General features: G+C 69.7%; 11 protein-coding genes. 3 read left to right on the top strand and 8 right to left on the bottom strand.

The genetic code is table 11. The annotated features are described in order from the left end of the window. Positions 1–10 precede the first annotated feature (10 nt). The 4 genes from AC3A6P_RS20725 to AC3A6P_RS20710 are packed head-to-tail and all read right to left on the bottom strand — an operon-like array spanning position 11 to position 4,711. Positions 11–1,411, bottom strand: coding sequence for an RsmB/NOP family class I SAM-dependent RNA methyltransferase (locus AC3A6P_RS20725; RefSeq protein ID WP_487693599.1), 1,401 nt, complete (start codon positions 1,409–1,411; stop codon positions 11–13). Continuing rightward, on the bottom strand, positions 1,408–2,337 hold the full coding sequence (gene fmt / locus AC3A6P_RS20720; RefSeq protein WP_487693598.1) for a methionyl-tRNA formyltransferase: 930 nt from the start codon (positions 2,335–2,337) through the stop codon (positions 1,408–1,410). Before fmt ends, AC3A6P_RS20725 begins: the two co-directional genes overlap by 4 nt. 32 nt (positions 2,338–2,369) lie before the next feature. Further along, on the bottom strand, positions 2,370–2,906 hold the full coding sequence (locus AC3A6P_RS20715; protein ID WP_487693596.1) for a LemA family protein: 537 nt from the start codon (positions 2,904–2,906) through the stop codon (positions 2,370–2,372). Next, positions 2,900–4,711, bottom strand: coding sequence for a DUF2207 domain-containing protein (locus AC3A6P_RS20710; RefSeq protein ID WP_487693595.1), 1,812 nt, complete (start codon positions 4,709–4,711; stop codon positions 2,900–2,902). Before AC3A6P_RS20710 ends, AC3A6P_RS20715 begins: the two co-directional genes overlap by 7 nt. 186 nt (positions 4,712–4,897) lie before the next feature. On the opposite strand from AC3A6P_RS20710, the gene AC3A6P_RS20705 reads away from it, so the two are divergent. Further along, positions 4,898–7,564 (top strand): alpha/beta fold hydrolase, encoded by a 2,667-nt coding sequence (locus AC3A6P_RS20705; RefSeq protein WP_487693593.1) that lies wholly within the window; start codon positions 4,898–4,900, stop codon positions 7,562–7,564. Between the two features lie 10 nt (positions 7,565–7,574). On the opposite strand, the gene AC3A6P_RS20700 is transcribed toward AC3A6P_RS20705, so the two are convergent. Genes AC3A6P_RS20700 through AC3A6P_RS20690 form a run of 3 tightly spaced genes read right to left on the bottom strand, consistent with a single transcriptional unit; the run spans position 7,575 to position 11,241 of the window. Next, positions 7,575–9,581: a primosomal protein N' gene (locus tag AC3A6P_RS20700; protein ID WP_487693591.1), complete on the bottom strand. Its 2,007-nt coding sequence runs from the start codon at positions 9,579–9,581 to the stop codon at positions 7,575–7,577. Continuing rightward, a complete protein-coding gene (locus AC3A6P_RS20695; protein WP_487693590.1) occupies positions 9,578–10,339 on the bottom strand; it encodes a lysoplasmalogenase in 762 nt (253 codons plus the stop codon). Before AC3A6P_RS20695 ends, AC3A6P_RS20700 begins: the two co-directional genes overlap by 4 nt. Before the next feature lie 59 nt (positions 10,340–10,398). Further along, positions 10,399–11,241 carry a sugar phosphate isomerase/epimerase family protein gene (locus AC3A6P_RS20690; RefSeq protein WP_487693589.1) on the bottom strand — a complete coding sequence of 281 codons (843 nt, stop codon included), beginning with the start codon at positions 11,239–11,241 and terminating at the stop codon, positions 10,399–10,401. Between the two features lie 502 nt (positions 11,242–11,743). Between AC3A6P_RS20690 and AC3A6P_RS20685 the strand changes: the two genes are divergently transcribed. Both AC3A6P_RS20685 and AC3A6P_RS20680 read left to right on the top strand, forming a co-directional pair. Further along, complete coding sequence (locus AC3A6P_RS20685) at positions 11,744–12,679, top strand: alpha/beta hydrolase (RefSeq protein WP_487693588.1); 936 nt, start codon at positions 11,744–11,746, stop codon at positions 12,677–12,679. A 9-nt stretch (positions 12,680–12,688) separates the two neighbouring features. Beyond that, complete coding sequence (locus tag AC3A6P_RS20680) at positions 12,689–14,185, top strand: flavin-containing monooxygenase (RefSeq protein ID WP_487693587.1); 1,497 nt, start codon at positions 12,689–12,691, stop codon at positions 14,183–14,185. On the opposite strand, the gene AC3A6P_RS20675 is transcribed toward AC3A6P_RS20680, so the two are convergent. After that, a complete protein-coding gene (locus tag AC3A6P_RS20675) occupies positions 14,171–15,007 on the bottom strand; it encodes a MetQ/NlpA family ABC transporter substrate-binding protein (RefSeq protein WP_487693586.1) in 837 nt (278 codons plus the stop codon). The genes AC3A6P_RS20680 and AC3A6P_RS20675 overlap by 15 nt on opposite strands. Positions 15,008–15,031 lie beyond the last annotated feature (24 nt).

The raw sequence follows: 15,031 nt of genomic DNA, 5'->3' as shown, positions 1-15,031 counted from the left end.
GGAGCCCACCTTAAAGGCCCTTGCGCAGCGCAGCGGCGAACATTGCGTCGGTGCCCTGCCGGTGCGGCCACAGCTGCACGTGGGGGCCGTCACCGAGATCGTCGACGGGGGTGAACAGCGGCCGGGTGTCCAGCGCCGTCACCGGATGACGCCGCAGCGCGTCGGCCACCACCCCGGCCGTCTCGGCCAGGTGCGGTGAACAGGTGGCGTACAGGATCACTCCGCCCGGCCGGGTCAGTGCGATCGCGGCGGCCAGCAGTTCGCGTTGCAGCTTCGTCAACGCCGGCACGTCTGAAGGGGTGCGGCGCCACCGCGCTTCGGGACGGCGCCGCAGCGCCCCCAGGCCGGTACAGGGCGCGTCCACCAGAACCCGATCGAAGCCCGGCTCCAGCCCGCTGTCACGCCCGTCGCGGCGCACCACCTGCACCGGCAGCCCCGCCGTGTTCTGCTCCACCAGATCAGCACGGCGCTCGGCGGGTTCGACCGCGGTCACCACGGCACCCTCGGGTGCCAGCGACGCGATCATCGCGGTCTTGCCGCCGGGGCCCGAACACAGATCCAGCCACCGCCCCTGGTCCGGCCCCTCCAGCGGTGCCAACGTCAACGCCCGGGCCACCAGTTGGCTGCCCTCGTCCTGCACCAGGGCATGGCCGTCACGCACGGATGCGAGGCTGCCGGGATCACCCCCGGACAGATACACCGCATACGGCGAAAAGCGCCCGGCCTGACCGCCGGTCGCGTCCGCCAGTTCCGCTGCGGTCAGCTCTCCCGGTCGTGCGGCCAGATGCACCACCGGTCGTTCGTCGTCGCTGCGCAGCAGCTGCTCCAGTTCGCCTGCCCGTGTCCCGAGTGCGTCCACGAAAGCCTGCGCGATCCAGCGCGGGTGGGCGTGGGTGAAGGCCAGCCGCCCCACCGGATCCGTCGCGGCCGGCGGAGCCAGTTCGTTCACCCAGCCCTGCTCGTCACGGGTGGTCACGGTGCGCAACACACCGTTGACGAATCCGGCTCTGGCATTGTCGAATTCGATCCCCGCCTGATCCACCGTGGTGGCCACGGCCGCGTGTGGTTCGACCCGGGTGCGCAACAGCTGGTAGGTACCCAACCGCAACAGATCCAGCAGCACCGGATCGATCTGGGTGATCGGGCGGCCGGCGGCCGAACTGATCACGGCGTCCAGCAGTCCCCGGGTACGGCAGGTGCCGTAGGTCAGTTCGGTGGCGAAGGCCGCATCGCGGCCGGTGATCGACCGGTCCCGTAGAAGCGCGGGCAGCGCCAGGTTGGCGTAGGCATCGTTGTCCGACACCGCCCGCAGAACGTCGAAGGCGGCCCGGCGCGCCGGATCCAGCGGGGTGCGGTTCGGCCGTTTCGGCGGCCCGCTGCGTTTAGCGCGCTGCGGCGGTCGCGCGCTCATGATGCCCGGGCCGTCTCGTCGAGACGGGCGCCGCGCGCCCAGTCGGTGGCATTCATCGGTTTTTTGCCCGGCGGCTGGACGGTTCCGAGGGCCACGGGCCCCGATGCGGTACCCACCAGCACCTGACGTCGCTGCACCTGCAATTGACCGGGCGCCAGGCCCGGGTCGTCGTCGATCGGCGTGACGGGCCCGACGCGGATCCGGGTGTCGGCGATCATGGTCCAGGCACCGGGTTTGGGAGTCACCGCGCGGATCCTGCGGTCCACCACGTGTGCCGGCAGATCCCAACGCACCCGGGCACTTTCGACGGTGACCTTCGGGGCGAAGCTCACCCCTTCGGCGGGTTGAGGCACCGGTCGCAGGATTCCCTCGGCAATGCCGTCCAGCGTCGACTCCAACAGTGCGGCACCCGAAATGGCAAGGCGGGCAAGCAGATCGCCGGAGGTATCGGTGGGTTTGACGGGTTCGGTGACCGTCCCGTAGAGCGGGCCCGAGTCCAGGCTGGGCTCGATCTGGAAGGTGCTGGCCCCGGTCAGTTCGTCACCGGCGGCGATCGCGGCCTGTACCGGCGCGGCTCCACGCCAGGCGGGCAGCAAAGAGAAATGCAGGTTGACCCAGCCGCGCGCAGGTGTCGCCAGCAGATCGGCTCCCAGCAGCGCGCCGAAGGCCACCACCGGGCAGCATTCGGGTTCGAGCTCGGCCAGTTCGGCGACGAACTCCGGCGCGTTGGGTTTGGCCGGCCGCAGCACCGGGATGCCGTGGTCGGCGGCCAGCTGCGCCACCGGCGACGGCGTGGGCTTGCCGCGCCGCCCGGACACCGCGTCGGGACGGGTCAACACCGCCACCAGGTCGTGGCGCGGCGAGTCGATCAGCCGCTGCAGCGACGGCAGGGCGGGCTCCGGGGTACCGGCGAACACGAGACGCACCGAGCCAGTCTAGAGACGGTGACGGCCGTCCCCTACCGGGGCGTCTGGTAGTACTCGCGCTCGGAGACGCCCGCCCGGCCGGCGACGTACATCCACGGGATGGTGCTGACCAGCTTGTTCACCGTCGCCACCGCATCGTTGTAGTACTGCCGCGCGAAAGCCAGCTTGTTCTCGGTGTCGGTGAGGTTGCGTTGCAGGTCCAGGAAGTTGTTCGACGAGTTCAGCTGCGGATACGACTGCCCGAGCGCCAGCACCTGCCCCAGCGCGGCGTCCAACTGCTGTTCGGCAGCGCTGCGCTGGGCCACCGACGGTCCGTGCACCGACGAATCCAGCGCCGCCCGCGCCACCGTGACCCGCTCGAGGATCCCCTGCTCGTGTGCGGCGAACGACTGCACGGTGTGCACCAGACTCGGAATCAGCGAGGCCCGGCGGGTGAGTTCGACATCGATACCGCCCAGGGCCTCCGCGACGCGGACGTCGGCCGCGCGCAGTTTGTTGTAGCCGGTCACGAACACGACCAGCACCGCCACTGCTATCACCAGCACCAGGACCAGCACCAGCGTCACCATGAACCGCCTCCTCCTCCGCCGCCCCCACCACCGCCACCGCCACCACTGCTGCTGCCGCCGCCACTGCTGCTCGAGGACTGCGATGCGGTGTAGGCGCTGATCGAGGAGGACAGCGCTGATTCGAAACTGTCGAAATCCGGGCCCGAGCTGCCGACCAGTGTCTGATGCCCGCCGGCGGTGTAGTACCAGTTCGGTTGCGGCGCAGGCACTCCGGTGGTCGCCTGATACTTCTGCGCCCACAGCGCCGCGACACCCGCGGCCACCGCGTAGGGAACGTAGGCGGAGTAGAGATCCTGGCGAGCACCGAAGTCGAAACGCGCCTCGGCCGAATCGGTGGCCAGCATACGGTGGAATCCGCCTGCCCGCGACCACAGTTCGCGCCCCGCCGGGGTGCGCCGGCTCCCAACGCCGGCCCGCCACGATCGTGCGGTCAGCACGAAGACCACCGCGAACGGCACCACCCAGACCGTGCCGGCGAACCCCCAGCGCAGGCCTGCCATGACCGCTAGGAGCAGGGCCAGCGCGTTGGCGGCACGCACCCACAGCTCACCGCGGCGCTTCACCAGCAGCCCGTTCTCGAAGGCCCACTTCTCGACGGCATCGGCCATGTCCTTCTTGGCCTTCGAGAGTTTCTTTCCGGCGGTTTCGGTGCCGTTGGCGTGGAACTCGGTTCCGGGTCGCATCACCTTCAGCGCCGAACCGACAGCGACGCCGACCGGATCCACCGACCCCCAGGCCCCCGGTTCGGCCCGGCCGTGAACCGCCCATTTGGTCTCGCTGACCTGGTGCAGCTCGACCAGATCACGCTCGGCCAGATGGAACAGCGTCGCGGTGAGCCCGTTCTTGGGCACCGATTCGATGCGGATGTACTCGAACTGCACCGGCCCCAGCCCCTCCGGCGGTGCGTACTGCAGCGGGAAACCGGGGGGCTTCTCCACCGTCATGCGGAACAGGCCCACCGCGAGGGCGGCGCCGACAGCGGTGAACGCGGCCACCCACACCAGCGTCGCCTCGGAACGCCCGAGTACCCGGTCCCAGGCAAAGGACCACGGCACCTCGGCGCGCGGCGGAGTGGGCACCTCCACCCCGGCGCGCACGGTGATGGGGGTGCGCGGCGCCAGATCGCCGGCCCGGACGGACACCGTGTCGCCATCGACTTCCAGGAGATCGCACGCCTCGCCGGTGCCGTGTCCCACACTGCACTGCGCCCCGGGCACCGGTCCGGGCAGGCTCACCGAGATGCGCGCCCGTTCGATGACGTTGTTCCACCCCGGCGGGATGACATTCCAGTAGAAGATCGACGAAGCCACGTCCGGGATTCCGTTCCGGGTGGCGAATGTCTTACCGGCACCGGTGCGGGACGGGTCCAGCACACCGGCGATGGTGTAACGGACCTCGAACACGTGTGTTCCGGCGTCGAGGTACCGGTCGGGATCGCCGATCTTGGCCACCCGGAACCGCTCGCCGTCCTCCCACAGCATCTGGTAGCTGACCGGATCGCCGTCGAGGGTGATCGAGATGTTCTCCGGCTCCTGCCGAACCCGCGAATCGTTCTGGTTGGCCACATCCCAGTAGCGGAAGAGTCCGTGCCGGTCGTCGGGGAACTCGGCGACGATGGCCTCCGTCGCGTCGAGGTTGCCGTCCCGGTCGATGACGAACTCGGCCGAGTAGTCGGTGAACACCACCGGATCCTCGGCAAGGGTGCCCGGCGAGGAGGGGCCGGTGAACAGCAGTGGCCACAGTACGGCGAAAACCGTGAGCGCCAACAGGATCGACCACCTGGCGATCCGCCAGAACCACCCCATGCCGTGCCTCCGTCTGCAGCCCTGGGCCTCACCTTATGTGCAGCTGGTCCGTCGGCGTACCCGAGACGGCGTCCGAATCGGCAACGAGGTTGCTGGTAATCAATGGTTAGGTTACCCTTCCCAAAGTTCTCGCGAGCTCTTCACTGTCGCTGGGGTTCGCCACTATCGCGATGGGATGCCCGCATCATGACCCGGTCCGACTTCACCCGCGACGACGCATCGACGGGCTCGTCGCCCTGGGCGCGGGCGCAGGCGCTGTGGGTGGCGGCGTTGGTGGCGATCTGCGCCGCGCTCGCCCGGCTGTGGTCGCGGCTGCGTGCCCGGGACACGGCCACGCCGGCACCGGGCCCGGAGCCGGCCGTCGCCCACGACCGCTTCACCGTCCCACCCGAACTGCCCATCGAGTACCGCTCGGTGAACGCGCACCTGGCCGCGACGACCACGGCGCGCGCCGATCAGGTGGCGCTGCGCACGGCTGCACAGACCATCACCTACGGCGAGTTGCAGACCGCGGTGAATCGCTGGGCCGAGTCCCGACCACAGCACCTCACGTCCCCGGCAGCCTTGGTCAGGGCCTCACTCGACGGCGCGACCGTGTCGATGATTCTCGGCCTGTTCGCCGCGCGGACCACCGTGGTCACCGTGGACCCGGCCACACCGGCCAACCGGACCGAGACCATCGCCACGATTCTGCGCGAGCACGGTTACGACGTTTCGTGGGTCGATCAGGAAACCGATGCCCCGGGACGGGGCACGGTCTCGGGTGCGGCACCCCTCGAGGAACCCGGCATCGCGGACGTGACGAGTATCCAGTTCACCTCGGGTTCCACCGGCACTCCCAAGGCCGTGCGGCACACCCACGGTCTGTGGCTGGCCGACGCTCAGCTGCTGAACCACCGCTTCGGCCTCGCCGACGGCCGCAAGGTGGCGCTGTGCATGCCGATCAGTTTCGCCGGCGGACTCAACGTGCTGATCGGCTCGCTGCTCGGCGGGGCCGAGATCATCGGGGTCGACCCGCGCGAGCACACCGGCCGCGAGGCCTTCGCCCGCATCGACTCGTCCGGCGCCGAGATCATCACCTGCACACCGGCGTTCATCGACGTCCTGCACACCGCGGCCCAGGGCGTCACGCTGGCCGGGATCACCCGCATCGTGGCCACCGGGGAGCCCCTGCACGCCCGGCACATCCGGCTGGCGCGCGAGGTCGCACCCAATGCCGTGATGACCAACTGGGCCGGCTCCACCGAGACGCTCGCCATCGCCAGCCACGACATCCATCCGCGGTCGCCGCTGCCGCACGGCGTGATTCCCATCGGAATCCCGTCACCGCACAAGCAGATCGACGTCCGCGATGACGGCTCGGTCTCGATCAGCTCGCGGCATCTGGGTGGGGGCTACCTGGATCCGACGGCGGCGGCAGCGTCGTTCACCGCGAACCCGGATGGCACCACCACCTACGCCGGCGGCGATATCGGCCGCTGGGACGCCGACGGCAACCTGGTGTTGTCGGGCCGCGCCGACAGCACCGTCAAGATCCGCGGTTATCTCGTCGAGCCCGCCGAGATCGAAGTCACCCTGCTGTCCTATGACGACATCCGGGAGGCCGTGGTGGTCGCCGACCGCGGCCTACCCGCCGCCCTGACTGCCTATGTCGCACCCAGCACCACCAGCCGCACCCCGGCGGTGGCCGACCTGCGCACCCGCTTACACCGGGATCTGCCCCCCTGGATGGTGCCCGCGCACATCGTGACGCTGCCCGCCCTGCCCCGCGGCGATCGCGGCAAGATCGACCGCAGCGCCCTGCCGCGACCGTGCCGTCCCCTCTTCGATCCGCCACGCGGACACCTCGAGAAGCTGGTCAGCCGGATCTGGGCCGACGTGCTGCACATCGAGTCGGTGGGCCGGTCCGACAGCTTCTACGCCCTGGGCGGTGACTCGATGTCGGTGGCTCAGATGTTGGTGGCGCTCAAGGACTCTCACGGACTGGCGCTGCAACCCTCGGATCTGGCCGGCGCCCCCACTGTCGCGCAGTTCGCGGCGCGCATCGCCGTCGGTCGGCATCTGACGCCGGCACAGCAGGTGCTCAACCCGACCACCGTCGCCCTGCGGGCGGTGTCGGCGAGCACGCGGGGCACACCGTTGTTCTGCTTCACCGGCGCCGGCGCGTCGGCATTGTGCTTCGCACCGCTGGCCGAACACGTGGGCGACGACACCGCGGTCTACGCCTTCGAGCCACAAGGCTTGGGCCGGCGCGCGATTCCCGATTTCTCCGTCCGGCGGGCCGCCCGCCGCCACGTCGCCGATGTGCGCCGCATCCAACCGGAGGGGCCGTACACCCTGATCGGGCATTCGCTGGGGGCCCACGTCGCGCTGGAGGTGGCGCGGCTGCTCGAGGGTCAGGGCGCCGCCGTCGAGATGGTGGTCATGCTCGACCCGTGGGTGCCGCCGAAGGTGGCCCAGGACGCCAAGCGCGAGAGGCCGGACACCGAGGTGACGTTGCACTCCAACGTCGACGCCGACTGGCGCGTCTGGTGGGACCGGCAACGACGTTTCCCGTTGGCCGGCCTGTTCTTCGGCGGTTACGAGCGCCGCACGCTCGCCACCGAGGAAGTCGGGATGATGTCGGTGTTCTTCCACCGCCCACAACCGTGGGACGGGCGCGCGCTGTTGATCCTGAGCCATCTCAACCAGGACGACCCGAGCCTGTGGCCCCGCATCCTCACCGGAGACCTCGACATCCGGACTGTCGACTGCGATCACCATTCCATCGTGCGCGAACCACACATCGGCGCCGTCGTCGACATGCTCGCCGCGGCATCGAGGAAGCCGGCGCTGGACGCCTCGGCGGGCTGAGCCCGGCGGCTCAGCCGATGTGCAGCGGGTCGATCTGCACCCGGACCGGCTCGTTGTCCTTCTTCGCGCTGCGGGTCCCGGCGGCCCGGCGCAGCGCGGCGGCCAACGGCAGACCTTCGTTGCGGCCCACCCGCACCAGCATCCGGATCACGTCGTCGTCATCCTTGGCCCCGGCCGGGCGGCGCACCCCCGGGGGCAACTCCACCGGCCCCAGTACATCGGCGTCCTCGGGCAGGTGGGCGTCCTCCAGCAGCGCCGAGACCGCCGCGCCGGTGCCGTCCAGGGCAGCCATGTGCACACACGGCGGCAGGCCGACATCGCCACGCCCGTCCAGTTCGGAATCGGCGTGGCCCACCGGATCCCAGCGGATCAGCGCCTGTACGGCGGGGATCGCCGCCTCCGCCACCACCGCCACGGTGCCGCCGTCCCCGCGCGGACGCACCAGCGCCGCCGCCCCCATCCACCGGCGCAGGGTGTCCTCACCGGCGCGCAGGTCCTGCCTGCCCAACAACGCCCAGCTGTCGAGCAGCAGCGCCGCGCCGTAACCGCCCGTTGCGCTGGGTTCGGCGCCCGGGGTGGCGACCACCAGCGCAGGGCCGGCGTCGACGGTCGAGAGCATCGACTCCCCCGACGAGGTGAACACCGGCACCCCGGGAAACGTGCGGCCCAACTCCTCCGCGGTGCGGCGGGCACCGATCACTGCCGCCCGGACGGCATCGGAGCCGCACCGCGCACACCGCAGCGCGGCCTCGGCGCGACCGCACCAGCGGCACACCGCGATTCCGCGGTCACCGACCGGCCCGGTCAGCGACAGCGGGCCGGTGCAGTGTCGGCAACGGGCGATGGTGCGGCACCGCCCGCACGCCAGCGACGGCACGTAACCCCGGCGCGGCACCTGGATCAACACCGGGCGCTCGGCGGCCAGTGCGGAGCGCGCGGCCTGCAACGCCATCGAGGGCAGCCGCGCGGTCCGCGCTGCGGGGTCGCGCTCGTCGGCGTAGCCGCTGTCGTCGAGCGCGACCACCCGCGGCGCGTGAGCCCGTACCACCGGGCGCGGCGCCACCAGGTCGTGTGCCCATCCGCTGCGCACCAGCGCATGCACTTCCGCCGTACGGGAGAATCCACCGATCATCGCCGCGCAGCGCAACTGGTGGGCCCGCAACATGGCCACCTCCCTGGCGTGCGGATACGGTGATCGGGGTTCGGACAGCGTGTCGTCACCGTCGTCCCACAGCAGCACCAGGCCCAGCTCGTGCACGGGCGCGAAAACCGCGCTGCGCGTGCCGATCACCACCCGCGCGGACCCCCGCAGCACCGACAGCCACCGGCGATAGCGTGCCGAGGGCCCCAGGCCCGCGGCCAGAGCCACCACGCTGTCGGCGTCACAGTGCCGGATCATCGCCGCGTGCAGGGCATCGACATCGCGCTGGTCCGGCACGATGGCCAGTACGCTGCGATGCCCGAGCAGGGTGGTGGCGGCCGCCTCGGCGAACCGGTCCACCCAGTTCTCGCCGGGCAGGGCCTGCCAGGCCGCGCGGGCGGCACGGCCGTGGCGCAGCGCCTCGAGGAAGGTGTTGCTGCGGGCGTAGTTGCTCCAGCCCGTGACATCCGGGGCGATGACCGCGGAATGCACGGTGGCAGTGGGTGTTTCCTTCTCCACCTTGGCGTGCCGCGGCGGGATGGCCAGCCGCAGCACATCAGGGCGGGTGCCGGCATAGCGGGCGGCCACCGCCTCGGTGAGCCGGCGCACCTCCGGGGTGAGCACCGGTTCCGGCGACACCACACGGTCCAGCCAGCCGAGCTTGCCCTCGTGGTCGGTGTCGGATCGCCGTTCCAGGACGTACCCGTCGACCAGACGGCCGTGAAACCGGACCCGCACCCGCACCCCGGGCTGGGCATCGTCGGATTGCTCGGCCGAGACCAGATAGTCGAAATCGCGATCGAGGTGGGGCACCGTCAGCATCGGCAGCACCCGCGCGATGGGTTCGTGCTCGGCGGCCCGGCGCGGCGCACTCATATCGCGGGTGTGGCGGAGCCGTTCGACGCAGCGGCGGGTTCCCGCCCGAAGAGCAATCCCGCGGTGATCAACACGATGGCGGCGCCGTAGGCCCACCAGATCGGGACCGCCAGAAGCTGGTCACCCCGGACGAATTCGCTGACGCCGATCATCCCGTCGGAGATCGCGAAACACACCGCTCCCAGCGCGATCCACGGGGTGGGCAGCCGGGCCAGCAGGGCCGCGCACACCATCGCCGCGAGCACACCGATATAGGCCACCACCGGGATGGTCAGCCCCTGCGCCGCCAGGGCCGGCCAGAACCAGACCAGCAGTGCCACACAGGCCGCCACCACGAGCGCCGACGCGAGCACCCGCCCCCGGGCGGCCGAGCGCACCGGCCGGGCCAGGGGTACCAGGGCGGCCAGGAAGCACAGATGCGCCACCAGAAACGACGCCAGACCACCGACGAACGACGGCTCCCACCACGGCATCGCCAACAGGTAGTCACCGCAGGCCGAGAACACCAGCGCCGCACACAGCAGCCACCGCTCGCGCAGCCCAGGGCAGGCCAGCGCGGCCGCGGCCAGCAGAACCGCCATCACGGCCTTGAAGGCGGGCTGCCCGGCGAACTGTCCCGTCAGCTCCGACCCGGCCGGCAGCCGCAGCGCGACCAACACCAGGAACACGCCGTAGCACGCACCCACCACCGCGCCGGTGAGCCACAGTCTGGTGGACCACGCGGCGGAGGTTGTCCGGGTGTCAGCCGTCGACGCCATGCAGAGAAAGGTACTGGACGCGCTCCACTACGGATTCGGCGTTCCCACAGGGCCGGCGCTCAGGCGTAGCGCAGCCGTTGGTCGTCGCCGTCAATCAGCTCCAGCACGGCGCGCGAGGCGCGCTGCGCCGCCCGCGCCCGCACCCTCGGTGGCGCATTCCAGAGCACCGGCGCCTCCACACTGACCGGGATCTCGGCGGGCAGCGCCTCCAGCATCGAGATCAATTCGATGCAGCCCTCCCCCGGGAACAGTCGCGCATTACGACCCTGATACACCAGCTCCTCGACGCTCTGCGGCGGCTCGGCCACCGCGTCGCAGATCTGCGCGTATCGGATCCACTCCAGCGGCAGGGCGCCCAGATCGGCCGGAGTGTTCGACGCCCGGTGGTAGTGGATGGCATCGACGAGCAGACCCACGTTGTGGTGCCCGCTGCGGGTCAGCACCGCGGTGGCCTCGCCGAGGTCGCGCACATGGGTCCACGGCATGGGTTCGAGGTTCGGCGTGAGGCCGTATTCGGTTGCCAATTCTGCCAATTCGGCAAAGTTGTCAGCGGTCCGGCCATGGTCCGGGTCGTAACCGGTGACCAGTACCTGCTGCGCGCCGAGGTAGGCACCGGTCTCCAGGAACGCGCCGTAGTCGTCGCGGATCCGGGTCTCGGGTGTCAACCGGAGCACCTCGATGTCGATCAGTTGCACCCCGGAGTCGTCGAGACGCCGCTTGGTGTCGCGGACCAACGGCGTCATGCCGATGGTCGGCCGCAGCGGCTCCGCGGGCGTCGCACGGATCAGGCGCAGGCCCACCGCATCAAAACCCACCGCGGCCGCGACCTCGACCAGTTCGTCCGGCCCGAGTTCGAGGACCGTCAGCGGAGCCAGGGCCAGCAAGCGTCCCGATCTGGTCATGCTGTCTCCTGACGTCCGCACGGTTCCGGACGGGGAACCTCACAAAAAAATCCGACTGAGAATTCTCGCCGCTGGGGAACCGCTTCGGGGGGCTACCTTTTGGCCCCACCGGCTACAGCGAAGCGCCTCACGCCTTGCGCCGCTGTCCCCACCGGCCGGGAATGTGTGACAGGTCACCATGGATTTGCCGACAGCACGGTGACGGGTTCGTTGCTACCGGATATCGACCCGCCGGGCCGCCGCCGTTCGAGCCCTCCACGTGGCACCTGATCGCCCAAAGACCAGCGCGTACACCTCGGCCGGCTACCGGCTCGTGATCCGCCCACGGGCCAGCCGCGTTTGCCGGCGGTCAGGGTGCACCGCAGCGAGGCGACCCGGTGCCACCGACAGGGCAGAGTCGGTGGGCAAACAGAAAAGTTCCTGGCGCTCGGTCTGGGCTTGGCCATTTCGGTGGTACCACCTGGTGCCCGCAGCGTCCGGCGCGGCCCGTACGTTTGATCACGTGCCCGCTATCGACGCCCTCCTCCAGCAAGTTCTGGATGCTGTTCCCTTCCAACTGACCACAGACGGCGGAGTCGAGGCCGCCCGAGCGCGGTTCCGTGACCTGCCGCGGCAGCCGATCCTGCCGGAGGTCACCGCGCGCGACCTGGTGCTCGACGGGCCCGGTGGGGCGCTCCCGATAAGGGTCTACACGCCGCCGTCCTCGGGCGCAGCCCTGCCGGTGGTGCTCTACTTCCACGGCGGCGGATTCGCGGTCGGCGACCTGGACACCCACGACGGCACGGCCCGTCAACACGCGGTGGGCGCCGACGCCGTGGTGGTGTCGGTGGATTACCGGCTGGCCCCCGAGCATCCGCATCCGGCCGCGGTGGACGACGCCTGGGCGGCCACCGCCTGGGTGGCGAGCCACGCGCCGGAACTGGGGGCCGACGCGTCGCGGTTGGCCGTCGCCGGTGACTCGGCCGGTGGCAACCTGGCGGCGGTGATGGCGCAGCTGGCCCGCGACGACGCCGGCGTGGACATCGCCTTTCAGCTGCTGTGGTATCCGACTGTGTTGTGGGACAACACGTTACCGTCGTTCATCGAGAATGCTCAGGCGCCGATCCTGGACCTGCGGGCCGTCGAGGCGTTCTCGGCGTGGTACGCCGGGGCCCTGGATGTCACCGCCCCCGACGCCATCCCCACCACCCTGGCACCGGGGCGGGCGACGGACTTCACCGGGCTGCCACCTGCCTATATCGCCGTCGCCGGACACGACCCGTTGCGTGACGACGGTATCGGGTACGCCGAACGACTCTCGGCGGCAGGGGTTTCCGTGACGCTGGATCACGCCGAGACGCTGGTGCACGGCTATCTCGGTTACGCCGGGATCGTGCCCGCCACCACCGAGGCGATGAATCGTGGCCTAACCGCGCTGCGGGCGGCGCTGCACTCATAGAGTGGGGTGATGCCCGACCATCACTGCCTGATCATCGGCGCCGGATTCTCCGGTATCGGCGCCGCCATCAAGCTCGATGAGGCCGGGCTGCACGACTACCTGATCGTCGAGGCCGCCACCGAAGCCGGGGGCACCTGGTTCTGGAACACCTACCCCGGCATCGGCGTCGACATCCCGTCGTTCTCCTACCAGTTCTCCTTCGAGCAGAGCCCACACTGGTCACGCACGTACGCGCCGGGCCGCGAACTGAAGGCCTATGCCGACCACTGTGTCGACAAGTATCGCCTCCACGATCGAATCCGGTTCGCCACCACTGTCATCGCGGCCGAATTCGACGACGCCGACGACCTCTGGCGGCTACGCACCGCCGAGGGTGAGGAGATCACCGCGCGGTTCTTCATCAACGCTGCCGGTGTGCTGACGGTGCCCAAGCTGCCGGACATCCCCGGGGTGGACAGCTTCGCCGGCCTCACCATGCACACGGCGCGCTGGGACCACAGCCAGGATCTGAGCGGCAAGCGGGTCGGCGTCATCGGCACCGGCGCCTCCGCGGTACAACTGATCCCCGAGGTCGCCCCGATCAGTACACATCTGACGGTGTTCCAGCGCACCCCGATCTGGTGCTTTCCCAAAGCGGATCTGCCGTTGCCACGTCCGGTGCGCTGGGCGATGCGGGTGCCGGGGGCCAGGACCGTGCAGCGGCTGCTGAGCCAGGCCTTTGTGGAGGTGACGTTCCCGCTGACCGCGCACTACGCCACCGTGCTGCCGCTGGGGAAACGCGCCGAGGCCTTCGGCCACAGTTATCTGCGCAGCCAGGTGCACGACCCGGTGGTGCGGGACAAGCTGACCCCGCGCTACGCCGTCGGCTGCAAACGGCCGGGATTCCACAACACCTACCTGTCGACGTTCAACCGCGCCGACGTGCGGCTGGTCACCGCACCCATCGAAGCGGTGCACCCCGACGGCGTGGTGACCGCCGACGGCGAACTCCACGCGCTCGACGTACTGGTGCTGGCCACCGGCTTCAACGTCCTCGACGTCGACTCCACCAGCTTCACCGTCACCGGAAGCGGCGGCCGGTCACTGGCCGCCTTCTGGACCGAGAACCGGATGCAGGCCTACGAAGGTGTCAGCGTGCCCGGCTTCCCCAACTTCTTCTCCATCTGCGGCCCCTACGGATACGTCGGGTCGTCGTTCTTCGCGCTGATCGAGACCCAGACCCGCCACATCGTGCGGTGCCTGCGCGAAGCGCGCCGCCGCGACGAAACGCGGGTCGAGGTCAGCCCCGAGGCCAATGACCGCTATTTCGCCGAGATGATGCGTAAACGGCACCGGCAGATCTTCTGGCAGGACAGCTGCGCCGCCGCCAACAGTTACTACTTCGACAGCCACGGGGACGTACCACTGCGCCCCGCGACCACCTTCGCCGCGGATTGGCGCAGCCGGCACTTCGACCTCGACGACTACCGGTTCACGTCCGCTGCACCTGCCTCAGAACGCGGGTGAGACGTCCCCGCCGGGCCACTGCTCCTTGATGAAGTCGCGGGTGGCATCGCTGTGCAACAACTCGTTGAGTTTCACGATGTCGGGGTTGTCGGCGTTGTCCTGGCGACTGGCCAGGAAGTTGGCGTACGGGTTGTCCTCGATCGACTCGACGATCAGGGCGTCGTCGAGGGTGTAGCCGGCTTCCAGGAAGTAGTTGCCGTTGAGGATCGCCAGGTCGACATCCGGGACGGCCTTGGCCTGCAGATCCGGTGCGGCTTCGATGAATTGGAGATTCTTCGGGTTGCCTACGGTGTAGACGTTGACGTCTCCGCTCGCCGGCAGCGTCACCAGATTCTTCGACGCCAGCAGCGCCAGTGCCCTGGCCTGGTTGGAGCCGTCGTCGGTGATGCTGATGCGGGCGCCGTCCGGCAGGTCCTCGGCATTGGTGAACTTCTCCGAGAAGGCGGCATACGGTTCGATGTGCACACCCGGGAACTCGTGCAGCTGGTAACCGAAATCGGCCACCTGCTCCTCGAAGTACGGTTTGTGCTGGAAGTAGTTGGCGTCGATATCACCTTCGGAGAGCCAGCGGTTGCCCAGCGAGTAGTCGTCGAACACCCGGATGTCGAAGTCCAGGCCGGCATCCTTGGCCGGGCCGTTCTTGATGAACTCGAGGATCTCGGCGTGCGGGATCTGGGTGGCTGCCACGGTGAGGCGGTGCTTGTTCTCGTCACCGCGCAGCCAGAAGAACCCGGCGACGGCCAGAACGAGGACCACCACTGCACCGAGCGCGGCGTACAGCGGCCACTTGGGTTTCGGCGGGCCTGCGGGGGTTTCGGTCATGATGTGTGAATCCGTTCAGTCGAT

It is taken from the genome of Mycobacterium sp. Soil_C_30 (assembly GCF_057656995.1).
This window is presented reverse-complemented; position numbering and strand designations above follow the sequence as displayed.